This window comes from Streptomyces catenulae, from assembly GCF_000718015.1.
Taxonomy (GTDB): domain Bacteria; phylum Actinomycetota; class Actinomycetes; order Streptomycetales; family Streptomycetaceae; genus Streptomyces; species Streptomyces catenulae.
Map to the genome: position 1 here is coordinate 38568 of NZ_JODY01000005.1, position 25923 is coordinate 64490.

Annotated in this window: 23 protein-coding genes; 11 read left to right on the forward strand and 12 right to left on the reverse strand. The window is 75.2% G+C overall.

All coding sequences use genetic code 11. The annotated features are described in order from the left end of the window. Positions 1-19: 19 nt before the first annotated feature. The 7 genes from IF23_RS34805 (at position 20) to IF23_RS0107295 (ending at position 7241) form a co-directional block, all read left to right on the forward strand. On the forward strand, positions 20-1096 hold the full coding sequence (locus IF23_RS34805) for a Gfo/Idh/MocA family oxidoreductase (protein WP_078653837.1): 1077 nt from the start codon (positions 20-22) through the stop codon (positions 1094-1096). Further along, the gene (locus tag IF23_RS33420; protein ID WP_051739350.1) at positions 1086-2030 is read left to right on the forward strand and encodes a sugar phosphate isomerase/epimerase family protein; all 945 of its coding nucleotides are present in this window, start codon (positions 1086-1088) and stop codon (positions 2028-2030) included. Before IF23_RS34805 ends, IF23_RS33420 begins: the two co-directional genes overlap by 11 nt. Further along, a complete protein-coding gene (locus IF23_RS33425; protein ID WP_037677610.1) occupies positions 2027-3340 on the forward strand; it encodes a M20/M25/M40 family metallo-hydrolase in 1314 nt (437 codons plus the stop codon). Before IF23_RS33420 ends, IF23_RS33425 begins: the two co-directional genes overlap by 4 nt. A 33-nt stretch (positions 3341-3373) precedes the next feature. Next, positions 3374-4531 carry an Ldh family oxidoreductase gene (locus IF23_RS0107280; RefSeq protein ID WP_030281043.1) on the forward strand — a complete coding sequence of 386 codons (1158 nt, stop codon included), beginning with the start codon at positions 3374-3376 and terminating at the stop codon, positions 4529-4531. After that, positions 4528-5460 (forward strand): Gfo/Idh/MocA family protein, encoded by a 933-nt coding sequence (locus IF23_RS0107285; protein ID WP_037677612.1) that lies wholly within the window; start codon positions 4528-4530, stop codon positions 5458-5460. Before IF23_RS0107280 ends, IF23_RS0107285 begins: the two co-directional genes overlap by 4 nt. Beyond that, entirely contained in the window at positions 5457-5858 is a 402-nt protein-coding gene (locus IF23_RS0107290; RefSeq protein ID WP_030281046.1) for a DUF6917 domain-containing protein, read from the forward strand. Before IF23_RS0107285 ends, IF23_RS0107290 begins: the two co-directional genes overlap by 4 nt. Before the next feature lie 96 nt (positions 5859-5954). Then, the gene (locus IF23_RS0107295) at positions 5955-7241 is read left to right on the forward strand and encodes a lanthionine synthetase LanC family protein (RefSeq protein ID WP_051739352.1); all 1287 of its coding nucleotides are present in this window, start codon (positions 5955-5957) and stop codon (positions 7239-7241) included. A gap of 18 nt (positions 7242-7259) precedes the next feature. On the opposite strand, the gene IF23_RS0107300 is transcribed toward IF23_RS0107295, so the two are convergent. Genes IF23_RS0107300 through IF23_RS0107315 form a run of 4 tightly spaced genes read right to left on the reverse strand, consistent with a single transcriptional unit; the run spans position 7260 to position 12280 of the window. Beyond that, positions 7260-7877: a sarcosine oxidase subunit gamma gene (locus IF23_RS0107300; protein WP_030281049.1), complete on the reverse strand. Its 618-nt coding sequence runs from the start codon at positions 7875-7877 to the stop codon at positions 7260-7262. After that, positions 7870-10749, reverse strand: coding sequence for a 2Fe-2S iron-sulfur cluster-binding protein (locus tag IF23_RS0107305; protein ID WP_030281051.1), 2880 nt, complete (start codon positions 10747-10749; stop codon positions 7870-7872). Before IF23_RS0107305 ends, IF23_RS0107300 begins: the two co-directional genes overlap by 8 nt. Next, the gene (locus tag IF23_RS0107310; protein WP_030281053.1) at positions 10746-11051 is read right to left on the reverse strand and encodes a sarcosine oxidase subunit delta; all 306 of its coding nucleotides are present in this window, start codon (positions 11049-11051) and stop codon (positions 10746-10748) included. The genes IF23_RS0107305 and IF23_RS0107310 overlap by 4 nt, the downstream gene beginning before the upstream one ends. An 11-nt stretch (positions 11052-11062) precedes the next feature. Continuing rightward, positions 11063-12280 carry a sarcosine oxidase subunit beta family protein gene (locus IF23_RS0107315; RefSeq protein WP_030281055.1) on the reverse strand — a complete coding sequence of 406 codons (1218 nt, stop codon included), beginning with the start codon at positions 12278-12280 and terminating at the stop codon, positions 11063-11065. 194 nt (positions 12281-12474) lie between these two features. Here IF23_RS0107315 and IF23_RS0107320 point away from each other — a divergent pair, with 194 nt between their 5' ends. Beyond that, a complete protein-coding gene (locus IF23_RS0107320) occupies positions 12475-13149 on the forward strand; it encodes a GntR family transcriptional regulator (RefSeq protein WP_051739354.1) in 675 nt (224 codons plus the stop codon). Between the two features lie 32 nt (positions 13150-13181). On the opposite strand, the gene IF23_RS0107325 is transcribed toward IF23_RS0107320, so the two are convergent. From IF23_RS0107325 to IF23_RS0107350, 6 genes are all read right to left on the reverse strand, one after another. Continuing rightward, the gene (locus IF23_RS0107325; protein ID WP_030281059.1) at positions 13182-14036 is read right to left on the reverse strand and encodes an MIP/aquaporin family protein; all 855 of its coding nucleotides are present in this window, start codon (positions 14034-14036) and stop codon (positions 13182-13184) included. A gap of 275 nt (positions 14037-14311) precedes the next feature. Next, positions 14312-15754: a prealbumin-like fold domain-containing protein gene (locus IF23_RS31920; RefSeq protein WP_051739356.1), complete on the reverse strand. Its 1443-nt coding sequence runs from the start codon at positions 15752-15754 to the stop codon at positions 14312-14314. Positions 15755-16221: 467 nt separating this feature from the next. Next, positions 16222-16539: a hypothetical protein gene (locus IF23_RS0107335; RefSeq protein ID WP_051739358.1), complete on the reverse strand. Its 318-nt coding sequence runs from the start codon at positions 16537-16539 to the stop codon at positions 16222-16224. A 51-nt stretch (positions 16540-16590) separates the two neighbouring features. Continuing rightward, positions 16591-16749, reverse strand: a complete 159-nt coding sequence (locus tag IF23_RS34345; protein WP_169749988.1) for a hypothetical protein — start codon at positions 16747-16749, stop codon at positions 16591-16593. 150 nt (positions 16750-16899) lie between these two features. Beyond that, positions 16900-19530 (reverse strand): ATP-dependent Clp protease ATP-binding subunit, encoded by a 2631-nt coding sequence (locus IF23_RS0107345; protein WP_078653838.1) that lies wholly within the window; start codon positions 19528-19530, stop codon positions 16900-16902. A gap of 168 nt (positions 19531-19698) precedes the next feature. Continuing rightward, a complete protein-coding gene (locus tag IF23_RS0107350) occupies positions 19699-20451 on the reverse strand; it encodes a uracil-DNA glycosylase (RefSeq protein ID WP_030281066.1) in 753 nt (250 codons plus the stop codon). A 119-nt stretch (positions 20452-20570) separates the two neighbouring features. Here IF23_RS0107350 and IF23_RS0107355 point away from each other — a divergent pair, with 119 nt between their 5' ends. From IF23_RS0107355 to IF23_RS0107365, 3 genes are all read left to right on the forward strand, one after another. After that, positions 20571-20897, forward strand: a complete 327-nt coding sequence (locus IF23_RS0107355; RefSeq protein ID WP_030281068.1) for a hypothetical protein — start codon at positions 20571-20573, stop codon at positions 20895-20897. Between the two features lie 118 nt (positions 20898-21015). Next, entirely contained in the window at positions 21016-21636 is a 621-nt protein-coding gene (locus tag IF23_RS0107360) for an L-threonylcarbamoyladenylate synthase (RefSeq protein WP_030281070.1), read from the forward strand. Between the two features lie 226 nt (positions 21637-21862). Then, a complete protein-coding gene (locus IF23_RS0107365; protein ID WP_211266128.1) occupies positions 21863-23290 on the forward strand; it encodes an MATE family efflux transporter in 1428 nt (475 codons plus the stop codon). A 41-nt stretch (positions 23291-23331) separates the two neighbouring features. Here IF23_RS0107365 and IF23_RS0107370 read toward each other — a convergent pair whose 3' ends face one another. Next, positions 23332-23988, reverse strand: coding sequence for a TetR/AcrR family transcriptional regulator (locus IF23_RS0107370; protein ID WP_245654919.1), 657 nt, complete (start codon positions 23986-23988; stop codon positions 23332-23334). Between the two features lie 155 nt (positions 23989-24143). After that, on the reverse strand, positions 24144-25901 hold the full coding sequence (locus IF23_RS0107375) for an enoyl-CoA hydratase-related protein (RefSeq protein ID WP_078653839.1): 1758 nt from the start codon (positions 25899-25901) through the stop codon (positions 24144-24146). Between the last annotated feature and the right edge of the window lie 22 nt (positions 25902-25923).

Below are 25923 nucleotides of genomic sequence, written 5' to 3' on the forward strand. Positions count from 1 at the left end.
ACGAAGGAGGCACACCACCGTGCTGCGCACCCTGCTCATCGGGCTCGGCAGGTCCGGAACGGGGCTCCATCTGCCGGTCCTGCTGCGCGCCCGCGGAGCCGAACCCGGGCTCTTCGCCGCCGGGCCGGTCGTGGGCGTGGACCCGGGCCGGACGCTGGCCGCCGCCCCCGACGGCCTCACCGTCGCCGCCGACCTCCGCGACGCCCGCCGCCTCCTCGACCCGGACACCACCGTCGTCCACCTCTGCACCCCGCCCGCCGTCCGCGACGGCGTGCTGGAGGAGGTCGCGGCCCTCGGCTTCCGCCGCCTCGTCGTGGAGAAACCCCTCGCCGCCGACCGCGCCGCGCTCCACCGGGTGCGCGCCGCCGTCGACCGTCACCGACTGGACGTCACCGTCGTCGCGCCCTGGCTGCACAGCGCGCTGACCGACCGCCTCGCCGCACTGCTCGGCGACGGCTCGCTCGGCGCCGTCCGGCACATCGGCGTCACCCAGCACAAACCCCGCTTCCGCCGCTCCCTGACCGCACCCGGCCACACCAGCGCCTTCGAGGTCGAGGTCCCGCACGCCGTCGGGGTGCTGCTGCGGCTGCTCGGCGACGCCCGTACCGCCGACGCCTCCTGGAGCGACGTCCGGCTCGGCGACGCCGTCGCCCCCCGCCTGGGCACCGCCCGGCTGCGGCTGGCCCACGCCACCGGCGGCCACAGCGAGGTGTACTCCGACCTCACCTCGCCCGTCCGCCGCCGCCGTATCGTCATCGAGACCGACCGCGCCCGTCTGACCGGCGACTACCCGGTCAGCGAGGACGACGACGTCGCCCAACTCCTCATCGAACGCCGCCCCGGCGGCGGCCCCACGACCGTCACCCGGGAACTCCTCCCCGACGACGCCCTCACCCGCTGCCTGGTCCGCGCCTACCGCCACGCCGCGGGCCGCACCGCCGCGGATGACCGGGCGCTCCCCGGCGGGCCGGGCGATCTCGGGCTGCACATCCGCACCGTCGAACTCCTCGACGACGCCCGGCGGCTGGCCGCCACCGTCCCGCCGCTCCACCCCCGTACCACCGACCGGAAAGAGGTGGCCGGTCATGCCGGCTGAGTCCGTGCGACACGCCCCCCACCCGCAGCCGGGCCCGGGCACCGGATGGGCCGCGCCCGGCATCCGCTACGCGGGCATCGGCGACGAGGCGGCAGCCGACGCCGAGGGCCAACTCGCCGCCGTCCACGGCCTCGGCTGGAGCGCCGTCGAACTCCGCTCCGTCGACGGCGTCGCCCTCGCCGACCTCACCCCCGGCGCCTTCGACGCCCTCGCCGCACGCCTCGCCGCCACCCGCACCGATGTCGTCTGCGTCGACTCCCGGATCGCCAACTGGAGCCGCCCGGCCACCGATCCGTTCGCCCAGGACCTCGCCGAACTGCGTACCCTCGCCGCCCGCTGCGCCACCCTCGGCACCCGCCACGTCCGCGTGATGTCCTACCCCGACGGCGGGCTCCCCGAGGACGAGTGGCGCGGCCGGGTCCTCGACCGGATGACCGCCCTCACCCGCCTCGCCGAGGACCACGGTCTCGTCCTGCTGCACGAGAACTGCCACGGCTGGGCCGGGACCCGCGCCGACCGGATGCTCACCCTCCTCGACCGGGTCGACAGCCCCGCGCTACGGCTGCTGTTCGACATCGGCAACGGCGTCCCGCACGGCTACGACGCCCCCGCGCTGCTCGACGCCGTCATCGACCACGTCGCCCACGTCCACGTCAAGGACGCCGCCGCCGGACCGGACGGCGACATCGTCTACACCCTCCCCGGCCACGGCCAGTCCGGCGTCGCCGACTGCCTCACCGCCCTGGCCCGCCGCGGCTGGCAGGGCACCTGGTCGATCGAACCGCACACCCGGCTGCGCCCGCACGACGGCACGGACCACCGCGAGCTGGACGGCATCGCCGCGTTCACCGCGTACGGCCGGGCCCTGGAACGCCTGGTGGAGCGCGAGGTCCGCCCCGCGGCGGTCCCGGCGGAACACGGCGGCCGCCCGTGACCGCGCCCCATCCGGCCCGCCTCGGCCCCGCCGACCGCGAGCTGCTGCTCCGCCTCCTCGACACGCCCACCGCCGGACCGCTGGAGAACGGCGGCGACACCACCGGCGTCCGCCTGTGGGACGCCGGACGCGCCTACGCCGCGGCCGCCGCCCCGCTCGGCCTGGCCACCGTCCGCCACGCCGCCCCCGACCCGGTCGAACTCGACCTGGACGACGTGCCGTTGACGGTCCGCGAGGCCGCCGCCGGGCGCCCCGACTTCCTCGCCTGCCAGCCCTCGCTCGTCCTACGGCTGGGGCCGCGGCTGCCGCGGGCGGACACCGTGATGTTCAACGTCCACCTCGACACCGTCGGCGGCTGGTGGCCCGCCACCTTCGACGGCGCCCGCTTCCACGGCCGCGGCGCCATCGACGCCAAGGGCCCGGCCGTCGCCCTGCTCGCCGGGATCCGCGCGGCGACCGCCCGCGACCCGGCCGTCGGCACCGACGTCGCCGTGCTCGTCCAGGCGGTCGCGGGCGAGGAGGGCGGCGCCATGGGCACCTACGGCACCCGGCCGCTCGTCCGCGAGGGGCTGATCGGCGCCCTCAACCTCTTCTGCGAACCGACCCGGCACCGCTGTCTGCCGCGCGCCACCGCCGCGATGACCGCCTGCATCCAGGTCGACGGCGTCGACGCGGTCGACGACTGCCCGGCCGCCGGACACAACGCCACCGCACTCCTCGGCCACCTCGCCCACCACCTCGCCACCGTGCTGCCCGGCCGGGTGCCCGGCGCGGGCGTCTGCGTCGCCGGACTCCACACCGGCGACCGCCACAACAAGGTCTACGGCTCCGGCCGTCTGCTGCTGAACCTCTCCTACGGCAGCCGCGCCACCGCCCGCGCCGCCGAGGCGGCACTGCACACGGCCGTACGGGAGGGGATCGACGCCTTCCGGGCCTCGGCCGCCGCCGAACCCACCCTCGCCCGCACCGTCGAGGACGCCGCACAGCTCACCTCCGTCCGCTGGCACAAACGCGGACTCCCGGCCCTGGACAGCCGCGCCGGCTGGGCCGACGACCTGCTGACCGGGGACGCCGGACTCACCCGCTGGCCGGACACCGAACCGGCCTTCACCTGCGACGCCATCTGGATGGCCGACCTCCCCGACACCTACGCCGCCGTCCTCGGCCCCGGCGACCTCGGCGCCAACCGCGCCCACGCCGACGGGGAGTTCGCCGACCTCGCCGATCTCGACCGCTACGCCGAGGAGGTCGCCCGTGTCCTGACCGCCTTCGCCGCCCGGCGGCGCGCCCACCCCAGCGCGCCCCGCTGACCGTCCCGCCCGCACCGAGAGGAACCCCACCCGATGCCCCCGACCCCCGCCGCACCGGCCACCGGCCGCGCCCCGGACACCACCGCCGAGGTCCGCGTCCCGTACGGTCCGCTGCTCACCTTCGCCACCGACGTACTGCGCGGCCGCGGACTGCCCGACGGGCGCGCCGCCACCGCCGCCCGGGCCCTCTGCCACGGCGACCTCACCGGCTTCACCACCCACGGCCTGACCAACCTCGCCCGGCTCTACCTCCCGCTCCTCGACTCCGGGCGCTGCGACCCGCACGCCGAACCGGAGACCGTGACCGACACCGGCGCCGCCGTCCTGCTCGACGCGCGCCGCGGACTCGGGCTGTGGGCCGCCGCCGAGGCGATGGACCTCGCCGTCGAGCGGGCCCGCACCCACGGCGTCGGCATGGTGTCGGTCCGCGGCGGCACCCACTTCGGCTGCGCGGGATTCCACGCGCTGCGCGCCGTCGAACACGGCATGATCGGCCTGGCCACCGCCAACTGCGGCCACCAGCGCCTCGTCCCGCCGCCCGGCGGCGCCGCCCCGATGCTCGGCACCAACCCGCTCGCCCTCGCCGCCCCGGCCGGTGACCACCCGCCGTTCACCCTCGACATGAGCACCACCGTGGTCCCCACCGGCCGGATCCGTGCGGCCGCCCGGGCCGGTGAAACGATCCCGCCGGGCTGGCTCGCCGACGCCGACGGCGCGCCCGTCACCGATCCGGCGGCGTACGACCGCGGCGAGGCCCAGCTGCGGTGGCTGGGCGGCGACCCGGAGCACGGCGTCCACAAGGGCTTCGGGCTCGGGCTGTTGGTCGAGGTGTTCTCCGCGCTGGTCTCCGGTTCCGGGGTGGGCCCGCAGCCCGCCGCCGGGACGGTGCCGACCGCCCGGCCCGACGACGACGTCGGCTACTTCCTGCTCGCCGTCGCCCCGGCCACGCTGCGCTCCCCGGCCGATGTCGCCACCGCCGCCACCGGACTCTTCGGCGCCCTGCTGGCCTGCCCGCCGCACGACCCCGGCGACCCCGTCCGCTACCCGGGCTGGCACGAACAGCGCCGCAGCCGCGAACGGACCGCCCACGGCGTCCCGTTGACGCCCGCGCTCCACGACGAACTCCGCGCCGTCGCGGTCGCCGCCGGTCTGGCGTTCCCCGCCGCCGTGCCCGCCGGAGGCGCCGTATGACACCGCTGCGTATCGGCATCATCGGACTCGGTGTCATCTCCCGCTTCTACCTCGCCGCCCTCGACCGTTCCCCGGAGGCGGAGCTCGTCGCGGTCTGTGACCCGGACACCGTCACCCACCGCGGTCTGCCGCCGCACGTCGCCCGCCACACCGACCACCGGCAGCTGCTGGCCACCGCCGACGTGGACGCCGTCGTCGTCAACGTCCCCAACGATCTGCACTTCCCCGTCTGCCGGGATGCGCTCGCCGCCGGGCGTTCCGTCTGTGTGGAGAAGCCGCTCGCCACCGGCGTCGAGGACGCCCGGCGGCTGGTCGCCCTGGCGCGGGAGCACGGCGCGGTGCTCTTCACCTCCTTCCACCGCCGCTACAACGCCGAAGTCCTCGCGCTCCGCGACCGGTTGCCCCGCGAGGTGCCCGTCACCGAGCTGACCGTGCGGTACGAGGAGCTGATCGAGGAGCACGCCGGGCGGGACCGCTGGTATCTCGACCCGGCGCGCTGCGGCGGCGGCTGCCTCGCCGACAACGGGCCCAACGCCCTCGACGTGGCCCGCCTCCTCCTCGGCGACGTCCGTGTCACCGGCGCCGATCTGCGCTTCGACGCCCACGGTGTGGACCGCTCGGCGCGGATCCTGCTGGAGACGCCCGCCGGGACCGCCGTCCGGATCGTGCTGGACTGGTCGTACCCGGGGGAGCGGAAGACCGTCGAGGCGCGGTTCGCGGACGGCCGCACCGATCATGCCGACATGCTCGCCGGGCACCCGGAATTCAAGGGCTCGCTCTGGCACGAGTACGAGGGTGTGCTGCGGGAGTTCACCCGGTCCGTCCGCGCCGGGGTGAGCGGCGGCCCGACGGCGCCGGACGGGCTGGCCACGGCGGAACTCGTCGCCGACGCCTACGCCCGCGGCGCCCGGCAGGAGGCCCGTTCATGAATCCGGCGGAGGACGGCGGCAAGCGGGCGGTGCACGGACGGCTGGTGAAGGTCCTCACGCACCGCCGCGACGACCGCGGGATGACCCTGGAACCGTTCGCCTCCCGCTGTGTGCGGGCGGGCGAGGTCCATGAGCTGGTCACCACCGACCACACCGGGACCGCCGCCGAGGGGCCGGTGGACCGGGTGGGGTTCCTGGGCTTCGTGGAGCTGGAGTGCGGCGGGGTCCTCGACCGCGGCGACACGGTCTGGGCCGACGGCCGCCGCATCGGCACCGTCCTCGGCTTCGACGCCTGCCACTTCCCCAACCACTACAACATCCTGCTCACCGTCCCGGTCCCGCGCACCGGACCGGAGTGGGGCCTCGCCCCGGAGACGGAGATCCGCTTCACCCAGTGACGCGGCGGGCGGTGCGCGGGGCCGACGGGCGTCCCGTGCATCGCCCGCGGCAGCCCTCTGGGCGCGCGCCCGCACCGTCTGCCACAGTGGGGCGCCATGACGGTGACGGAAGCGGCGGACGAGGCCGAGGTGCCGGGGTGGGACGAGGCCGAGGCGGTGGCGGCGGACGCGGTGCGCTGGTTGCTCGGCTGCGCGCGGGAGACCGGGGACCACGCCCTGGCCTGGGCCGCGACGCCTTCCGCGGCAGCGACCGACCCCACCTTCTACTCCGGCACGGCGGGCGTCGTCGCCGCACTCCTGGAGGCCTGGCGGCACTTCGGCGACGACCGGTACGGCGACGCCGCCGTGCGCGCCGCCCGCAGCATCTCCGCCGCGGTCGCGCATGAGGAGAACAGCTCCCTGTACGCCGGACTGACCGGTATGGCGCTGGTCCTGCGGGCGGTCCACGACGCACTCGGTGCCCCGGACGGTGGCGCGGCGCGGGCCCTGGATCTGGTCCGCGCCCGGTTCGACGGCACGGGCTGGGGCGACTGGTGCGATCTGGTGGGCGGCAACGCCGGGATCGCCCTCGGGGCGCTGGCGCTGGGGGAGGAGGAGTTGGCGGTGCTCGCGGTGGAGCCTTTTCTGCGCACGGCGGAGCGGACGGCGGCGGGCGTGCACTGGGAGGCGGAACGGGGCCGGGCCGCCCGGTTCCACCATCTCGCGCACGGCACGCTCGGGATCGTCCACGGGCTGGCCCGCGTCGGCGCCGCCGTCGGGCGGGAGGATCTGGTGGAGCTGGCGCGGGCCGGTGCCGAGGATGTCGTGGCGCGGAACGAGGCCGGTGCGGCCGGTTTCCTCGTCCCGCACTCCGACCCGCAGGACCATCCGGATCTCACCCCGCGTCACAGCTACGGCTGGTGCCACGGACCGTCCGGCGACGCCCAGACCTTCCGGCTGCTCGGTGACGTCCTCGGCGAACCCCGGTGGTACGCGCTCGCCGACCGCTGCTGGTACACCGTGACCCGGTCCGGTCTGCCGCGGCGGCTGCGGCCCGGGTTCTGGGACAACAGCGGGCGGTGCTGCGGTACGGCCGGTGTGCTGGCGTCGGCCACCGACCGCCTCGTCGGGCGGGGCGACCGCCCCGGCTTCGCCCGGCGCCTCGTCGCGGACCTCCTCGCCCGGGCGACCCGTGACCCCGACGGCGCACGCTGGTCCCACCTCGACCACCGGGCCACCCCGGCGCTCCTGGAACCGCGCACCGGCTGGGGACAGGGCAGCGCCGGGATCGTACGGGAGCTGCTCCGCTCTGTGCGGATACGGCGAGGGGGCGACCCCACGTACGCCGTCGCCTGGCCGGACCAGCCACCGCCGGTCCGGGCCGTGCCGGGGGACGTGGGGTAGCCCCGCCTGCGCCGTTCCTCAGTCCACCTCCGGCAGTCCGTACTCGCCCATCGCGTCCGTCAGCCAGTGCGCCAGATGCTCGGCGAACGAGGAGCGGGGCAGCAGGCGGTAGGTGTCGGCGGCGGAGTGCCACAGGATCAGCGGGACCTGGCCGACGGCGGTGGTGACGGCCCGTCCCGGCGGGAAGGCGCGCGGATGGAGGTCCGGTGCGCACCCCTTCTCCAGGACGTCGCGGGCCGCGGGGCCGCGCAGCTCCAGGACGGTGCGCTGCGCGGAGACGTCCACGATCTGGCCCGGGGCGTCGCCCAGCGCCTCGTCCAGGGCGGTGAGCGGTGCCGGTGCGGCGTCCTCGGCGACCAGCAGCCATTCGTCGGGCCCCAGCCAGAGCGCGGTGCCGTGGTCGGTGCGGGCCGTCTCCCCGCACCGGGTGGGCAGCGGCGCGCCCAGCACCTTCGCCAGCCGGGCGCCGACCGGGCCGTCCGGGGCGGCGCGCAACGCGGTCGTCGTGCGGCAGGGGAGCGCGGTCAGGGCCACCGCGCGCGGTCCGGTGACGGTGGCGGCGCGCAGCGCGCCGGAGAGGTGGTCCAGCGGGCCGCGGCGCAGTGCGGCGGGGCCCGGTGCGGTCGGATCAGCCATCACGCCTGGTCCCTTCGGGGTCGTAGAGGACGGGGGAGGAGACGACCACGGGCACCGGGGTGTCGCCGACGACGGCGACGACCTGGTCGCCGATCCGGTCGCGGCCACCGGCGAGCAGCGCCAGTGCGAAGGGGTGGCCGAGCGCCGGGCTGCGGTAGCCCGACGTGATGTGGCCGAGCATCGGCACCGGCCCGTCCTGCGGGGTGAGCGGGGTGCCCCGGTCGACGATCTGGGTGCCCTCCGGCAGCGGGGTGCGGCGGTCGGCGGGGATCAGGGCGACGAGGTGGTGGCGGTCCGGGCGGACGGTGTCGGGGCGGGAGAGCGACCGCTTGCCGATGAAGTCCTTGTGGCGGGAGACCACCCAGTCCATCCCGGCGTCCAGCGGCGTGACGGTGCCGTCGGTGTCCTGGCCGACGATGAGGAACCCCTTCTCGGCGCGGAGCACATGCATCGCCTCGGTGCCGTACGGGGTGATGCCCTCGGGGCGGCCCGCCGCCTCGACCTGGTCCCAGACGGCCTGCCCGTACCAGGCGGACACATTGATCTCGTAGGCGAGTTCGCCGGAGAAGGAGATCCGGCAGATCCGGGCGGGGACGCCGGAGGCGAGAACGGTCTCGCGGACCGCCATGAAGGGGAACGCCTCCCGGCCGATGTCGAGCGCGGGCGCGAGGCGGGCGACGACAGCGCGGGAGCGGGGGCCGACGACGGCGACGGTCGCCCACTGTTCGGTGACGGAGGTGCAGGTGACGTCCAGCTCCGGCCACTCGGTCTGGAGCCACTCCTCCAGCCGGTCGAGGACGGCGGCGGCGTTGCCGGTGGTCGTCGTCATGAAGTACCGGTCGTCGGCGAGGCGGAGGGTGACACCGTCGTCGACGATCATGCCGTCCTCGCCGCACATCACGCCGTAGCGCGCGAGACCGGGCCGGAGCTTCTTGAAGCCGTTGGTGTAGACGCGGTTGAGGAACTCCCCGGCGTCCGCACCACGGATCTCGATCTTGCCGAGTGTGGAGGCGTCCATGAAGGCGACGCCCTCCCGCGCCGCCCGGCACTCCCGCGCCACCGCCGCGTCCATGTCCTCACCGGGCCGCGGATAGAAATGCGGCCGCTTCCACTGCCCGACGTCCTCGAAGACCGCGCCGCGCGCCATATGCCCCTGGTGCAGGGCGGTGCGGCGCACCGGGTCGTACAGCGCGCCGGTCTCCCGCCCGGCCAGCGCGGCGAACGCGACCGGGGTGTACGGCGCCCGGTAGGTGGTGGTGCCCAGCGCCCCCGGCGAGTCCGCGCCCTGGAGCGTGGCGAGGACGCCGAGCGCGTTGACGCCGGAGGTGCGGCCCTGGTCGTGGCCGGTGCCCAGCGTGGTGTACCGCTTGATGTGCTCGGCGCCGCGCATCCCGGTGCCCGCCGCGCGGTGCAGATCGGCGACGGTCACGTCCCGCTGGAGGTCGACGAAGTGGGTGTCCCAGGCGGCCGGGTCGTCGCCGTCGCCGGGGATCAGCCACAGCGGCCGGACGGGCGCCGGGGCCTGCGGCCGGTGCGGCGGCGGGACGGTGGCCGCACATCCCGCGGCGGACGCCGCCAGCGCCCCGGCCCGGGCCCCCTCCGCCAGGCAACCGGCGGTGTCGTACGTGCCGCGCACCGCCCCGGCCAGGTGCTGCCCGTCCACCGCCGCCCCGGGGACGAACGCGGCGAGGTCGGCGTCCCAGCGCAGTGCGCCCCGGCGCTGGCTGTGCAGATGCACCACCGGGCTCCAGCCGCCCGATACGGCCAGCAGATCGCAGGTCAGCGCGGTGCCGGGGCCGGTGGGGCGGCCCGCCGCGTCCAGCGGGCGGACGGTGACCCCGTCGAGCCGGTCGGTCCCCGAGGTGCCGGTCACCGCGCTGCCGGTGAGGACCGGCACCCCGGTACCGTCGTGGAACTCCCGCGCCGTGGCGGTGAGTTCGGGCCGGGAGTCGGCGACCGCGGCGACCGTGCAGCCCGCCGCGACCAGGTCGGCGGCGGTGGCGTACGCGCTGTCGCCGGTGGTCGCGACCACCGCCCGGCGACCGGGCAGCACCCCGTACCGGTGGAGGTAGGCGCGGACCGCGTGGGCGAGCATCACGCCCGGGCGGTCGTTGTCGGCGAAGACCAGCGGACGTTCGTGCGCACCGGTCGCCAGGACCACCTGGCGCGCCCGGATGTGCCACAGCCGCTGCCGGGAGACCCCGGCGGGCGCCGCCGCCCCGAGGTGGTCGGTACGCCGCTGGAGCGCCAGCACATAGTTGCCGTCGTAGGCGCCGAAGGCGCAGGTGCGGGTCAGCACCCGGACCTCCGGCTCCGCGTCCAGCGCCGCGCGGGTGGCGGTGGCCCAGGTCAGGGCGGCCGCCTCCGGGCCGTCGCCGGGTGCGGTGGCGAGCAGGGCGCCGCCGGTGTCCGGGCGGTCCTCGATCAGCAGCACCCGCGCCCCGGCCCGGCCCGCGGCGGCAGCGGCGGCGAGTCCGGCCGGGCCCGCGCCGACGACCAGCACATCGGTGTGCACGTACTTCTTGTCGTACACCGCCGGGTCCGGCGTGGGGTCGAGGCGACCGCGCCCCGTGAGGGTGGTGGCGCGCAGCCCGTCGTACAGCTCGACGGTGGTGGCGGGCAGCATGCTCTCCGCGCAGGGACCCTCGATCCGCAGGAGGGTGCCGGGGTCCTCGACGCCGGCGCCCACGATGCCGCGCGGCCGTCCGCGGTGGAGGGAGGGCGCGGTGGCGGTGGGGCCGTGGGCGAGGAGCGCGGAGGCCACCGTGTCGCCCGGATGACCGGTCAGCTCCCGTCCGTCGAGGGTGAAGCGGAGGGTGGTGGTGCGGTCGATCCGGCCGCCGTGCGGCAGCCGGGCGGGCCGGTCGGTCATCGGGTCTCTCCGTCCGGTCGGGCCACGGCGAGGCCGGGCCGGGGTGCGTCGGGGCGGTAGGTGGCGAGCACCGCGTAGGTGACGGTGTCCCGTACCGCGTGGAACCAGCGGCGGCAGCCGAGACTGTGCACCCACCGCTCGGCGAACGGCCCCGCGGGGTTGTCGCGGAAGAAGAGGTACGCGGCCCACGCCGCGTCGTCGAGCGCCGCCGGGTCGGCGGGCCGCGCCACATGGGCCTGGCCGCCGTGGTGGAACTCGGTCTCGTCGCGCGGCCCGCACCACGGGCAGGTCAGCTGGAGCACGGGGTCTCCTCTCAGTGGGCCACGGCGGCGGCGCCGTGTTCGTCGATGAGGGCGCCGGTGGTGAACCGGTCGAGGGAGAACGGCGCGTTCAGCGGATGCGGCGCACCGGTCGCCAGCGTGTGGGCGAAGGTCCACCCCGCGGCGGGGGTGGCCTTGAAACCGCCGGTGCCCCAGCCGCAGTTGACGAAGAGGTTCTCCAGCGGGGTGGCGCCGATGACGGGGGAGGCGTCGGGGGTGACGTCCACGATCCCGCCCCAGGTGCGCAGCACATGCGCGCGGGCGAAGACCGGGAACAGCTCGACGGCGGCGGCCATCTGCCGCTCGATGATGTGGAACGCGCCGCGCTGCCCGTAGCCGTTGTACCCGTCGACCCCGGCGCCCAGCACCAGTTCGCCCTTGTGCGCCTGGGAGACGTAGACGTGCACATGGTTGGACATCACGACGGTGGGGTGGACCGGCTCGTGGAGTTCGGAGACGAGCGCCTGGAGCGGATGGGACTGGACCGGCAGGCGGAACCCGGCCCGTTCGGCGAGGACGCTGCTGTGCCCGGCGACGGTCAGCCCCACCCGCCCGGCCAGGATCCGGCCGCGGCTGGTCTCCACTCCGGTGACCCGCCCGCCGTCGGTGACGAAGCCGGTCACCTCGCACCCCTGGATCAGATCGATGCCGTACGCGTCCGCGCTGCGGGCCAGCGCCCAGGCGACGTGGTCGTGCTTGGCGATCCCGGCGTGCGGCTGGTAGGTGGCGCCGAGGACGGGGTACCGGCTGCGCGGTGAGGTGTTGAGGATCGGGCAGACCTCGGCGATCCCGTCGGGCTCCAGCCAGTGCGAGTCGACGCCGTTGAGCCGGTTGGCGCCCACCCGGCGGACGGAGTCGCGGACGTCCTGGAGGGTGTGCGCGAGGTTGAGCACACCGCGTTGGCTGAACATCACGTCGTAGTCCAGCTCGGCGGGGAGCGTCTCCCAGAGCTTCAGCGCGTACTCGTAGAGGGCGGTCGTCTCGTCCCAGAGGTAGTTGGACCGGATGATCGTGGTGTTGCGGGCCATGTTGCCGCCGCCCAGCCAGCCCTTCTCCAGGACGGCGACATTCGTGATGCCGTGCACGGACGCGAGGTAGTGCGCGGTGGCCAGCCCGTGCCCGCCGCCGCCGACGATCACGACGTCGTACGAGGAGCGGGGCTCGGGGGTGCGCCACAGGTGCGCGGGGTGTTCCGGAAGGGGGGTGCTCATCCGGCGGTTCCCTTCGATTCGCGGGGCGGGCGGCGGCGCCACAGGGCCGGGCTCCTGCCGTGCCGCGCACCCGCGCTGCCCGATCGGGCCCCTCTGACCTGCGCACCTTCCTGAAATTCAGCTGACGACCAACTGATATATCAGTAGCTTGCGGTAACGTAGGGGACCGATCGGGAGCCAGTCAAGGGGGCCGGATGGAGCAGCACCGGGTGGCGGAGTCACCCCTCGACGCGGGCGAGCCCTCGCTCGCCGAACGCGCCTACCGCGCCCTCCGCGACCGGCTGATCATGCTGGAGATCCGCCCCGGCGCCCCCATCAGCGAGGAGCAGCTCGCCCAGTCCCTCGGCGTCGGCCGCACCCCCGTCCGCGAGGCCCTCAAACGCCTCCAGTACGAGCGGCTGATCGCCGTCTACCCCCGGCGCGGCACCTTCGCCACCGAGGTCAACATCACCGACCTCGCCCATATCTCCGAGGTGCGGCGGGAGTTGGAGCCGATGGCCGCCGGGCAGGCGGCCCGCCGCGCCACCGACGCCCACCGCACCGCGCTCACCGCCCTCATGGACGACCTGGAGGGCGCCCCGGCCGCGCCCCGCACCCCCGGCGCGCTGATGCACCTCGACCTCCGGGCCCACCGCGCGGTCTACGCCGCCACCCGCAACCCGTACCTTGAGGACACCCTGGTCCACTACGACAACCTCGCCACCCGCGTGTGGTGCCTCTTCGTCGACCGGCTGCCGGGGATGGCCGGACACATCGGGGAGCACGGACCGCTGCTGCGCGCGGTGGTCGCCGGTGACGCGGAGAAGGCGGCGGCGCTCGCCGCGGCCCATGTCGAGGGGTTCGAACGCGCCATCCGCGCCGCGCTCTGACCGGCGCCGACCGGCCGCCGCACCCCGCGCGCTCAGGTCTCGTCGGTCGTGGGGATACGGCCGGGCGGCTCCGGTTCGGCGGCGATCCGGCGCAGGAAGTTGCCGATGAGGAACTTGTAGACCGCCCCGCCGAGCAGACCGCCGCAGAGCGGCGCGACGATCGGCACCCAGAAGTAGAAGTTCCCCCACTGGTCCCGCCACGCCCCGCGGTACCCGGTGAGGAAGCTCGCCAGCCGCGGACCGAAGTCACGGGCCGGGTTGATGGCGTACCCGGCGTCCGTGCCGAACGACATCCCGATCGCGACGACCACCAGGCCGATGATGAACGGCGCCAGGTTCGCGCCGGGCGGCGTGTTCAGCAGATCGGTCAGGGCGAAGATCAGGATCAGCAGGACGGCGGTGCCGATGATCTGGTCCCGGAACGCGCCCCACTCGTGGATCCCCGCCGCCGTCGAGCCGTTCCCCGGCAGCGTGGAGAAGATCGTCTGCGTCTTGATGCTGTGCGTCGGGTCGGCCCGCGCGATGACCTCGGTGTAGTTCCACCGCACCAGCAGCGCGGCGCAGAACGCGCCCACCGTCTGGGCCAGCGCGTACGGCACCACCTTCGCCCACGAGAAGCCCTTGAACGCGGCGAGCGCCACCGTCACCGCCGGATTGAGGTGGGCGCCGGTCATCCGCGCCGCCACATACGCGCCGAGCGTGACGCCCAGCCCCCAGGCCCAGGCGATGCTGTCGTGATCCCCGAGCCCGCCCTTGGGGTCGGTCAGCGCGCCACCGGCGTTGACCTGGGCGACCACACCGCAGCCGAAGAGGATGAGCACCATCGTGCCGAGGAACTCCGCGAAGAGTTCATGGGCCAGCTTGGGCGTGCGAGGCGGTGCGCTCATGTCGGCGTCTCCCCGGCGTTCGGCGGTCGCGCCCCGCCGGAGTGGAACGGGACGTCGCACGATCGTCATCAGCCTCCGGCCCCCCGCGCCACCCGGCCCGCCGCCCACCGCCCGGATGATCGCCCGGTCGGGTGACCCGCTGCTCCGTCCGGGCACGGCCGGTCGCGGGGCGGCGGGAGCCCGTCCGGGGCGGGCGTACCCACACGCGGCGGTGGGGCGCGGCCCCGTGGACCACGCCCCACCGCCGGAGGGCTCGTATCAACCGTTCCCGCAGGTCAGCGGCTGTCCGCCGACCGCCGACGACGGGCGTACGCCACCGCTCCGGCGCCCGCCACGACCAGCGTCGCCGCGCCCGCCGCGAGATACGGCGTGCCGTCGGCACCGGTGTGCGCCAGTGACCCGCCGGTGACGCCCGCGGGCGCCGGGTGGTTGGGCGTCGGCTGCTGCGGCGTCGCCGGGGTGGTGGGCACCGACGGGGACGGCGACGGGCTGGGCACCGCGTTGTCCCACACCGTCACGGTCTGCCGCTCCCCGGACACCGCCTCGATCTTCTGCGGCTCCTTGTCGAGCTGGTACCCCTCGGGCGCCTTGGTCTCGACGACCCAGTACGTCCCGGCGGGCAGGTCGACCGCCTCGGAGCGGCCGTCCTTCCCGGTGGTGACGGTGGTGACCACCGCGCCCGGCGCGCCCTTGTCGTCCGCCCGGATCTCGTACGTCGCCGGGGAGGTGACCGCCTCGCCCGTGGCGCGGTCCTTCTTCTCCGTGATGACCACCGCGGGCGGCTGGAAGCGGATCTCGCCGGACGCCTTGAGCGGCTTGCGCTCGGCCACGAAGTACACCAGCCGCTGCATCGGCTTGCCGTGCACGGTGCGGTCGGTGTGCCAGAACGTCGGCGAGTTCACCGACACCTCGGCGCCGAACGCCGCGCCCGTGACCGTACCCGGCTTGTCCGGCGTGAAGCGGAAGACCGCCCGGCCCTGCGGGTCGGTGGTGCCCACCGCGCCGGGCTGCGCCGGGCGCGCGACGTTGGTCAGCTCCGTGGTGTTGACCGCGACGCCCTCGGCGGGCTTCTTGCCCTGGGCGACCTTGACGGTCAGCTCCTTCTCCTGCGGGGTGCGCTCGTAGGGGAAGGTCTTGCCGGACCCCTCGACGCTCAGCGTGTACGGCGCCGAGTCGACCGTCAGGATCTCCTTGCGGAGCCGGTTGAACTGGTCGACGACCGGCGCCGTGTCCACCTTGGCGTCGCCGCCGTAGCCCGCCACCGCGCCCTTCGGCATGCCCTTGTCCAGCCACCGCTGCCAGGGGATCTTCTCGCCGTTGTAGCCGTTCTCGTCGATGCCGTCGTGGGCGGCGAGTGCCCAGGTGACCAGCGCGGCGGCGGCCGAGGCGTTACGGCCCTCGACGGTGTCCGGCAGCTTGCCGTAGCGCGAGGCCAGCTCCGCCAGCCGCGCCTTGGTGTCCTCGGACAGCTGCTTGGGCGCACCGGTGCGGGTGTAGCCGTTGTCCGTGCCGTTCGGGCCGTAGAGCGCCAGGTCCAGGCAGAGGGCGTGACTGCCGTCGTCCAGGATGCGGGTGCCGGTCCACATCGCGGTGTGCTTGCCGGTCCGCAGATGCCAGCCGACCCCTCGGCTGTCGTGTCCCTCCCGGTCGGCGGCGGACGCCGCGGACGCCGGGAGCGCGGCGCCCACCACCCCCACCACCACGGACACCGCGCCCATGGCCGAAAGTCTCTTCATCCGAGCTGTACGCATGAAAGTCGAGCCCCCTCGAAAATCGGGCCACCCGCCGGGCGGCGCGGCCCCTCCCGCCCGCGCGGCCGCAGCACGACCGGCGGCGGCCGACTGGTCCCGGCCCCGCCCGGCTGCGGCGCGGACTGCCACAGAAAAGTACCGCCATCGCGGTCATGTCAAAGGAACTTGGCACAATCAAGCCCATCCCGGCCATGGCGGGCACAATGCCGCAGCCCGCCGCCGTCCGGCCCGGCCACCCCGCCGAGCTGCGGACCTTCGGCCGCGCGGCGCGCCGGGACGGCCCGGACCGGCGCCGCGGTCACCCGCGGGCCGCGGCGCTCTCCGCGAGCGATGGCCAAAACCCGCCCGCGGCACGGGAGTTGCGGCGCGGGCGCCCTTCCGCGGGCGGGCCGCCGGGCCCCGGTCCTGGCGTGGTCGGCGGCGTCCCGCGCCGGTCAGTGCGGCGCGGTGCGGTGGCCGAAGAGGTGGTGGCGGTGGCGCGGCGCACCCGCCGCCGGGCGGTCGTGGTGCTCGATCCGCGCCCGCCGCGAGGAGCGGCCCGCCCCGGCCACCAGCAGCCCGAGGCCGAGCACGGCCACCCCGCCGACGATCACCCCGAAGAGGAAGAGCGCACCCGCGGAGCCCGTCAGGTGGTAGCCGAACACTTTGAACGCCATGAGCAGTTCGTGCCCGGCGCCGACGTTGCCGACCACCGCGGCGACGCCGACGACGATCGCGGCGATCAGAAGGACGAGTCCGAGGATGACGAACATGAGGTGCTCCGATGCTGCGTTCCGCGTGCCTCCCGGGCGCCCAGCCGTCGCCTACCAGTAGTGGCGCCGCGGCTTGCCGACGGCCCGTCGCCGGATCTCGGCGAGGTGCAGGGCGGCGCCGACGACGGACAGACCGGCGCCGACGGCCCACAGCGCCGTGATGCCGGTCACCAGACCGAGCACCAGAAGGGTCAGACCGAGAACGCTCACGACGACCTCCCGGCGCTCGTACCGGGCCGTGCCCCGTGCCTGACAAGTACCCGACCGCAATATCGACAAACGAGGGTGAAGCGGGAGAAATGGGCAAGGTGGCCGGGGCTCACGCGGCGCCCGGCCACCGGCGCTCCGGCCACCGGGCCCTCACCCCGCGGGCGGCGCCCCGGCGCTCCCGTCCGCCGTGGCACCGCCGCCCGGCGCCGCCGCGTCCGGTGCGGCATCCCCGCCCGGGGCCGCCGCGGTGTCCCCGCCCCGTGTGGTGCGGAACGCCGGGTGGTCGTTCTCGATCTCCACCCGGATCCGGTCGCCGGGGGAGAGCGCCCCGTCGAGCACCAGCCGCGACAGCGCGTTGTCGATCTCCCGCTGGATGGTCCGCCGCAGCGGACGCGCCCCGTACTCCGGCCGGTGCCCGCGCCGGGTCAGCCAGTCGACCGCCTCCGGGGAGAACTCGATGGTCATGTCCTGCGCCCGCATCCGGCGGCTCGTCGCGTCCAGCAGCAGCGCGGTGATCTCCCGCAGCTGCGCGTCGGTGAGCTGCCGGAACACGATGATCTCGTCGAGCCGGTTCAGGAACTCCGGCCGGAAGTGGGTGCGCAGCGCCGCCATCGCCCGCTCCCGCGCCCCGTCGCCGCCGTCCCCGCCCGACGGACCGAAACCGAGCGCGCCCCGACCGCCGCTCAGCGCCTCCGACCCCAGATTGCTGGTCATCACGACGACGGTGTTCTTGAAGTCGACGGTCCGGCCCTGCGCGTCGGTCAGATGCCCGTCGTCCAGCACCTGCAGCAGCATGTTGAAGACATCGGGGTGCGCCTTCTCCACCTCGTCCAGCAGCACCAGCGCGTACGGATGGCGGCGCACCGCCTCCGTCAGCTGCCCCGCGTCCTCGTGACCGACGTACCCGGGCGGCGCCCCGACCAGCCGGCTCACCGTGTGCCGCTCCTGGTACTCGCTCATGTCGAGCCGCACCATCCGGTCCTCGCTGCCGAACAGCGCCTCCGCCAGCGCCCGCGCCAGCTCCGTCTTGCCCACGCCCGTCGGCCCCAGGAACAGGAAACTGCCGATCGGCCGCCGCGGATCGGCGAGCCCCGCCCGCGAGCGCAGCACCGCCTCCGCCACCGCGGACACCGCGTCGTCCTGCCCGATCACCCGCGCGTGCAGCCGCTCCTCCAGACCCAGCAGCCGCTCGCGCTCCTCCTCGGTGAGATTGCTGACCGGGATGCCGGTCTGCCGCGAGATGATCTCCGCGATGTCCGCCGCGGTGACCTCCACGATCCGGCCGTCGCCCGGCGCGGGGGAGGTGCCCGCCCCGATCTGCTCGGTGAGCGCCGCGATCCGGTCCCGCAGCTCGGTGGCGCGCTCGTACTGCTCCGCCGCCACCGCCTGGTCCTTGTCCCGCGTCAGCTGCTCGACCTCCCGCTCCATCCCCCGCACCCCCGCCGCCTTGGTGCCCGACCGCAGCCGGACCCGGGCGCCCGCCTGGTCGATCAGATCGATCGCCTTGTCCGGCAGGAACCGGTCGGTGAGATACCGGTCGGACAGCTCCACCGCCGCCAGCAGCGCCTCGTCGGTGTACCGCACCTGGTGGTGCGCCTCGTAACGGTCCTGGAGCCCCCGCAGGATCTCCACCGCGTCCGCCACATCCGGCTCCGGCACCAGCAGCGGCTGGAAGCGGCGGGCCAGCGCGGCGTCCTTCTCGATGTACCGCCGGTACTCCTCCAGCGTGGTGGCGCCGATGACGTGCAGCTCACCGCGGGCCAGCGCCGGTTTGAGCATGTTGCTCGCCTCCAGGCTGCCGCCGTCCGAACCGCTGCCGCCCGCCCCCACCACGGTGTGCAGCTCATCGATGAAGACGATCAACGCATCGGAGTGCGCCCGCACCTCCTCGATGATGGCGTTCAGCCGCTCCTCGAAATCGCCGCGGTAGCGGGTCCCGGCGACCACGCCCGTCATGTCCAGCGACACCACCCGCCGCCCCGCCAGCGTCTCCGGCACGTCGCCGTCGGCCATCCGCTGCGCCAGCCCCTCCACGATCGCGGTCTTACCCACCCCCGCGTCGCCGACCAGCACCGGATTGTTCTTGCCGCGCCGCGACAGCACCTCGACGGTCTGCTCGATCTCCGCCGCGCGCCCGATCACCGGATCGATCCGCCCGGCCCGCGCCATGTCCGTCAGATCGCGGCTGTACTTGTCCAGCGTCGGCGTCTCCGGCCGCGGCGCGGCGCCCGGCTCCGGCGGGGGCGGCGGATGGCCCGGCGACGCGCCCCGCTCGGCGGCGTGCTGCGCCTCGATGCGGAAGACGTTCAGGATCCGCCCCGCCGCCGAGTCCGGATTGGCCGCCAGCGCCTCCAGCACATGCTCCGGCCCGATGTACGAGGCGCCGCTGCCCAGCGCCATGTCGTGCGCGCCCAGCAACGCCCGCTTGACCGCCGGGGTCACCGCCACCCGCGACTGCTGCGGACCGGTCCCCGCGCTGCGGTCGATGTCCGCGGCGAGCGCGTCGGGGTCCGCGCCGGACTGCCGTACCAGGCTGCGGGTGGGCTCCGCGGTCAGCGCGGCCCGCAGCAGATGCTCGGTGCCCAGCTCCGTGCTGCCGTGATCGGCGGCGTAGGTCGCCGCGGAGGTCACCAGATCGCGGGCCCCGGCGCTCATCAGCCGGGCGATGTCCGCCTGCATCGGCACCCGGCTGGAGCCGCCCGAACGGCCGAAGACGCGTCCCAGGAAGTCGCCGAACGGGTCCGGTTCGAAGCCCTCCGGGCCCATGAATCCGTCGCTCATCTGTGTCCGTTCCGCTGTCACGGTGCCGCGACATGCTGCCTGTCGGATCCGTTACCGGCCACCGCGGGCGCGCACACGCCGGACGGCGGCCCCTGCTTCAGGATCAGGGGGACCGGAGCGCTCCGCATGTGGACGGCGCACACCGCGCCCGAGTCGCGCACCGGCCGCTCACCCCGCACCCCGGGCCAGCCGGGCGCCCCGCTCCAGCACCTCGGTGAGCATCGGCGCGGTCAGCCGCCCGGTGAAGGTGTTGCGGCGGCTCGGGTGGTAGCACCCCAGGACGTGCAGCGGGCCCCGGCCGTCCCCGCCGGGCAGCGTCACCAGCCCGCCGTGCCGGAACGCCGGACGGGGCCGCGGCAGCCGCCACCCCGCCGCCGCCAGCACCGGCCACAGCGCCTGCCACCCGAACGCCCCCAGCACCACCACCGCCCGCAGCCCCGGCGCCAGCAGCGCCAGCTCCGCCGCCAGCCACGGACGGCAGGTGTCACGCTCGGCCGGGGTCGGCCGGTTCTCCGGCGGCGCGCAGTGCACCGGCGCCGTGATCCGCACGCCGTACAGCTCCAGCCCGTCCCCGCGGCCCGTCGCCGTCGGTTGCGAGGCGAGCCCCGCGGCGTACAACGCGGCGAACAGGAAGTCCCCGGCGTCGTCCCCGGTGAACATCCGCCCCGTACGGTTCCCGCCGTGCGCCGCCGGAGCCAGCCCCACCACCGCCAGCGGCGCGTCCGCCGGACCGAACCCCGGCACCGGCCGCGCCCAGTACTCCTCGTCGCGGAACGCCGCCCGCCGCACCACCGCGACCTCCTCGCGCCACGCCACCAGCCGCGGACAGGCCCGGCACCCGGTCACCGCCCCGTCCAGCTCCGCCACGCTCGTACAGCGCGCCGCCCGGTACGCCGGGAACCCCGCCTCCGCCTCGTCCATCCCCTCACCGTAGGACCGCCGCCCGCCTCGCGGCGCGCCGTCATCCGGCGTGCACTGGAAGACGGAACCGGGCGCGCGACCCGCCGCCCACCGCACCGCACCACCCGAGGGAGGCCACCATGCCGGCAGGTTCCAGCCGCAAGCGGGAGCGCCAGTACGAGCACATCAAGGAGGGCGCCGAACAGCGCGGGGAGTCCACCCGCCGCGCGAAGGAGATCGCCGCCCGGACCGTCAACAAGGAACGCGCCCGGTCGGGCGAGGCCGCCGCACCCGGCCGGGTCTCGCTGCGCGACCCGAAGTCCGCCCCCGAGCGCGGCGGCGAACGCTCCCACCGCGGCGCCCAGGGCCCCACCAAGGACCAGCTCTACGAGGAGGCCCGGCGGAAGAATGTCGAGGGCCGCTCGGCGATGAACAAGGACGAACTGCGGCGGGCGCTGGGACGGTGAGCGCCACGGCGTTCGCACCGGGGCCCGCCGCGGGGGCGCGAACCGGCCCCGCCACGCCCGCCGGATCCGGCCGGTCGGCGCGCCCCGGTGCCCCGCCGGGAGCACCTACACTCGCCGGATGGCGAAGTATTTCGATGTGCACCCCGACAACCCGCAGCGCCGCACCCTCGGCACCGTCGCCGAGCTGATCCGCTCCGACGGCCTCGTCGCGTACCCGACGGACTCCTGCTTCGCGCTGGGCTGCCGGATCGGCAGCCGGGACGGTGTCGCCAGGATCCGGTCGATCCGTCAGCTCGACGACCGGCACCACTTCACCCTCGTCTGCCGCGACTTCGCGCAGCTGGGCCAGCTCGTCCAGATCGACAACGACGTCTTCCGCGCACTCAAGGCGGCCACCCCCGGCAGCTACACCTTCATCCTCCCGGCCACCCGCGAGGTCCCGCGCCAGCTCCAGCACCCGAAGAAGAAGACGGTCGGCGTCCGCATCCCCGACCACACCGTCGCCCAGGCGCTCCTGGCCGAGTTGGGCGAGCCGATCCTCTCCAGCACCCTGCTGCTGCCCGACGAGGAGGAGCCGCTGACCCAGGGCTGGGAGATCAAGGAGCGCCTCGACCACGTCGTCGACGCGGTCGTCGACTCCGGTGACTGCGGCACCGAACCCACCACCGTCATCGACTTCTCCGGCGGCACCCCGGAGATCGTCCGCCACGGCGCGGGCGACCCGGCCCGCTTCGCATAACCCCACCGGCCACGGCACCGCCCGCGACACCGGGTGCCGGACCGGGCGCGGCCACCCCGCCTTTCCGGCCGTCCCCGCCCGCCGCACCCACCGCTGCCTCTACGCTACGGCGCGTACGACCGCGCCCGGGCCGACCGGCGGGGCGCCCCGCACCCGCACCCCAGGGACGTCCGGCCATGCAGCACACCGCAGTCACCGTGGAGGCACCGCGCCCGGACGCCGCGGCGTGAGGGGGGCGCGGGCCCGGATCGACCCGTCCCTCGTCCGTGAAGTGGTCCAGGTGTCGCTGCCGTTGATGTTCGGCATGGCGGGCAACCTGGTGATGATGCTGGTCGACCGCATCGCGCTGGCCCGCTACTCCGCCGCCACCCTGATGGCCTCGGGGCCCGCCGTCTTCACCGGCATGACGCTCATCATGTGCGTCACCGGCATCGCCGGGATCACCCGCTCCTACGTCGCCCAGGCCCACGGCCGCGGCGACCGCGACGGGGCCGCCGACGAGGGCGCCGCGGGCCTCCTCCTCGCCCTCGGACTGGCCGCGGCGCTGCTGCTCACCACCCCGCTGATCGTCCGTATCCCGCAGCTGAGCGACCGTCCGGCCGCGAGCACCGCGCTGGAATCGGTCTTCCTGGCCTGGTCAGTGCGGTTCGGGGCGGTGATGACGGTCAACGCCGCGCTCGCCTCGTACTTCAACGGCACCCGCCGCACCCGCGTCCCGATGGCCGTCGGTCTCGTCGGACAGGCCGCCGGGGTGGTGCTCGACATCGGCCTGGTCTTCGGCGCCTTCGGCCTGCCCGAACTCGGTATGCGCGGCTCGGGCATCGCCACCTTCCTCGCCGTCACCGTGATGCTCGCCGGGTACCTGGTGTGCCTGCCCCGCGCCTACTTCGCGGCCTTCGCCCGGCTCACGGCGGGCGGCGCCCGGAAGCTGACCGTGCTGCTCGGGCGGCGGCTGCGCAAGGGCGCCCCGGCCGGTGGCTCCGGCGGGCTGGAGGAGCTGGGCCACACCTCCTTCGTCTGGATCACCGGCCTCCTCGGGCCCGTCGCCCTCGCCGCCAACAACGTCGTCCTGTCCCTCAACTACGTGGCGGTCATCCCGCTCGTCGGCCTGGGCATCGGCTGCTCCGTCCTGACCGGCAACGCCGTCGGCGACCACCGCCACGCCCGCGTCCCGGCCCTGCTGCGCGCCACCTTCGCCATCGGCGGGGCATACGTCCTGGTCATCGCCTGCTGCCAGATCTTCCTGCCGACGCTGCTGCTCGCCCCGTTCGGCCTCGACGGCGCCGACGCCGCGACGACCGGCACCGCGGTCGGGGCGGCGCGGGTGGTGTGGATGTACGCGGTGGCGTTCCTCTGCTCGATGGTCGGCGGCGCCGTCCTGGAGAGCTTCGGCCTGACCCGCTTCGTCCTGCTCACCCGGATCGGCGTCGTCTGGGCGCTGAGCGTCCCCAGCATCCTCGCCGTCGCCCTCACCCACCGCGGCGACTCCGGCACCGTGCCGGTGATCTGGGCCGTCTACGCCCTGTACGAAGGGGTGTTGGCGGCCGTCTATCTCCGCCGCATCCGGCGCGCCGTGGCCACCGGCGAGAACCAACTCGTCCGCCCGGCACCCGCACCGGAGCCCGCCGGGGAGGGCGACACCCAGCGCATCTGACGCACCGCCCGGGCGCGGCAGGCCGGACCGTCGCGGGCGGTTCAGGCCACCGGGTCGCCGATGGCGCCGCCGGTCGCCTCCCGGATGGCCTGGGCGTAGCGCCGGGAGACGGCCGCGGTGTCCTCGAACGCCTCGGTGTCGGCGCCGGTGAGGAGGGCGGCACCGGTGTGCTCGTCCAGCACCCGCACCACCGCGGCGGCGGCAGCGGCGTGCCTGCGCACCTCCAGGTCCTCGGCCGGGCGCTCCAGACGACCGGCCACGACCGCCGCCCACTGCCGCTCCAGCTGATCGCAGGCCATCAACCACGCGGTCCGCAGCGCCGGTTCGGTGTCGGCGAGCCGGATCATCTTCCTCCCCAGCAGCTCGTCCGACGGGCCGACGGGCGCCCCCTCGCTCCGGATCCGGGCCAGTTCGGCGCCGAGGTGTTCCTCCAGGGAGCGCTCCGGGGGCCAGCCGCGCAACACGCCGATCAGCGTGCCGGTGCCCTGGAGCACGATCGGTTCGGCACAGCTCTCCTTGCTGCGGAAGTGCCGCCAGATCGTCCGCGTCGACAGGCCGACCGCCTCGGCGATCTGGTCCCCGCTGGTGGCCGCGACGCCCTGCTCCCAGAACAGACGGGCCGCCTCCCGGGAAATCTCCAGCCGCAGCCGCGCCCGCCGCTGCTCGCTCATCCCGCCACCGGCCCGCCTCTCCGTCACCACGGCGCCTCGCCGCCCTTCCCCGTCCACGTCATCGCATGACGCTATGTCACCTGGGCGCGCGCTCCCGCCGCCGGGCCCTGACGATAGCGAGGCGGTCGGCACGTGCTCACAGCGGGCCCGGACAGGTGTTCGCGGACGGGGACGCCGCCCGGCTACCGGCCGCCCCCGGGCGGCGCGCCGGTCTCGGCCACCGGCCGCTCGGACGCGGTCCCGCGCCCGCCGCCCCGGAGCGCGGCGTCCCGCAGCTGCTCCGGGGTGCTCCGCGGGCGCCGCTTGCGGACGAAGTCGCCGCGCAGGGCGTGGTACGGCGCGGCGGGGTCGAAGAAGGTGCGGCGCATCTGCGTCAGCTCCTCCGTGCGGTAGGCGGAGAGCGGTTTGACGGCCTCGTCCCGCTCCCGTACCGCCTTCTTCGCCTCGATGCGCCGCTGGACCGGCGACGAGGTGGCGATCCGCGCGGCGAGGCGGGTGACCTCGGCGTCGAACTCCTGCGGTGCGCAGCGGACGATGCGGTCCACCAGACCGAGGCCGAGCGCCTTGGCCGCCGTCACCGGCAGCGCGCGCCGCATCAGCCGCGCCGCCTGCCCGGGGCCGACCCGGCGGGGGAGCGTGTACGTCCAGTACTCGGAGCCGTACAGCCCCATCAGCCGGTAGTGCGGGTTGAGCAGCGCGCCGCCGCGGCACCAGACCTCGTCCGCCGCCAGCGCCAGCATCGCGCCGCCCGCCGCGGCGTTGCCGCCGAGCGCGGCGACGACCAGCCGGTCGGTGGTGGTCAAGACCGCCTCCACCAGGTCATCCATGGCGGTGATGTTCGCCCACGACTCCGCGGCCGGGTCGGCGGCGGCCTCGATCACATGCAGATGGATGCCGTTGGAGAAGAAGTCCCGGCCGCCGCCGAGCACCAGGACCCGGGTCGGCCGGGAGCAGGCGAAGCGGTACGCGGCGAGCAGCCGCTCGCACCGGTCGGTGCTCATCGCGCCGCCCGGGAAGGAGAACCGCAGGAAGCCGACCGGGCCCTCCTCCCGGTAGCGGATGTCCGTCCAGGTCCGCCGGTCGTCGGGGAGTTGGAGCGGGGCGGGGATCTCCGGCACCGGCGGCAGCCGCCTGCCGAGCGCGAGGGTGGCCGGGAGTTTGAAGGTGGCCGGGCCGCCCGGGAGCCGACGGAGCCGCAGTTCGGGGATCCACACCGCGCCGTCCACCGTCGCCCGGCAGATCGCGCCCGCCCGGGTGGCCAGGATCTCGCCCGGGTGGCCCCGCAGCGTGTCCTCGGCGCACCCGCCGTGCAGATACCATTCCGCGCCCGCGAACGTGTCCAGCACCCCCGGCTGCGAGTCCGCCGTCCGCAGCTTGCGCAGCACGGTGCCGGTCGGGTCCGCCGCCCAGTCGATACGCCGCAGCCCCTGGTCGAAGTAGGGCCGTACGTGTCCGGCACCGTCCTGGCGCCGGGGCCGGTACGTGCCCGAGGCGAACCGCCGGACCGCGAGCAGCACCGCCTGCACGGCGGCGTCGCCGATCTCGCCCCGGTACAGATCGCTCTTGCCGACCGGCGGCAGCGCACAGGGCACGGAGGCCCACACGTCCCCGGCGTCCATCTCCGCATCGGCCTGCAACACCGTCACGCCCCACTCGTGGGCGCCCTCGTGGATCGCCCAGTCCAGCGACGACGGGCCCCGGTCACCCACCGGGCCCGGGTGGACGACGAGACAGGGACAGGCGGACCAGACGTCCCGCGGGATCGCGGTGGTGAGCATCGGCGCGACGACCACCTCCGGCGCGTGCCGCCGCACGGCGTCCCGCAGGAACTCCTCACCCAACGCCAACTCCACCGCCACCGTGTGGCCTTCCTCGCCCAGCTCCGCGAAGACCCGCTGGGTGAGGCTGTTGACCGCGCTCGCGATCAGCAGGATGTGCACCGCTACCTCCCGACCGCCGGAC

Bases quoted from the DNA above. Each gene is read 5' to 3' on its own strand.
- IF23_RS0107280 (WP_030281043.1), top strand. From the start codon at position 3,374: ATGCCCCCGACCCCCGCCGCACCGGCCACCGGCCGCGCCCCGGACACC.
- IF23_RS33420 (WP_051739350.1), top strand. From the start codon at position 1,086: ATGCCGGCTGAGTCCGTGCGACACGCCCCCCACCCGCAGCCGGGCCCG.
- IF23_RS0107335 (WP_051739358.1), bottom strand. From the start codon at position 16,539: ATGTTCGTCATCCTCGGACTCGTCCTTCTGATCGCCGCGATCGTCGTC.
- IF23_RS31920 (WP_051739356.1), bottom strand. From the start codon at position 15,754: ATGGGCGCGGTGTCCGTGGTGGTGGGGGTGGTGGGCGCCGCGCTCCCG.
- IF23_RS0107305 (WP_030281051.1), bottom strand. From the start codon at position 10,749: ATGACCGACCGGCCCGCCCGGCTGCCGCACGGCGGCCGGATCGACCGC.
- IF23_RS0107360 (WP_030281070.1), top strand. From the start codon at position 21,016: ATGGCGAAGTATTTCGATGTGCACCCCGACAACCCGCAGCGCCGCACC.
- IF23_RS0107345 (WP_078653838.1), bottom strand. From the start codon at position 19,530: ATGAGCGACGGATTCATGGGCCCGGAGGGCTTCGAACCGGACCCGTTC.
- IF23_RS0107300 (WP_030281049.1), bottom strand. From the start codon at position 7,877: ATGGCTGATCCGACCGCACCGGGCCCCGCCGCACTGCGCCGCGGCCCG.
- IF23_RS0107320 (WP_051739354.1), top strand. From the start codon at position 12,475: ATGGAGCAGCACCGGGTGGCGGAGTCACCCCTCGACGCGGGCGAGCCC.
- IF23_RS0107290 (WP_030281046.1), top strand. From the start codon at position 5,457: ATGAATCCGGCGGAGGACGGCGGCAAGCGGGCGGTGCACGGACGGCTG.
- IF23_RS0107325 (WP_030281059.1), bottom strand. From the start codon at position 14,036: ATGAGCGCACCGCCTCGCACGCCCAAGCTGGCCCATGAACTCTTCGCG.
- IF23_RS0107295 (WP_051739352.1), top strand. From the start codon at position 5,955: ATGACGGTGACGGAAGCGGCGGACGAGGCCGAGGTGCCGGGGTGGGAC.
- IF23_RS0107315 (WP_030281055.1), bottom strand. From the start codon at position 12,280: ATGAGCACCCCCCTTCCGGAACACCCCGCGCACCTGTGGCGCACCCCC.
- IF23_RS0107355 (WP_030281068.1), top strand. From the start codon at position 20,571: ATGCCGGCAGGTTCCAGCCGCAAGCGGGAGCGCCAGTACGAGCACATC.
- IF23_RS0107350 (WP_030281066.1), bottom strand. From the start codon at position 20,451: ATGGACGAGGCGGAGGCGGGGTTCCCGGCGTACCGGGCGGCGCGCTGT.
- IF23_RS0107285 (WP_037677612.1), top strand. From the start codon at position 4,528: ATGACACCGCTGCGTATCGGCATCATCGGACTCGGTGTCATCTCCCGC.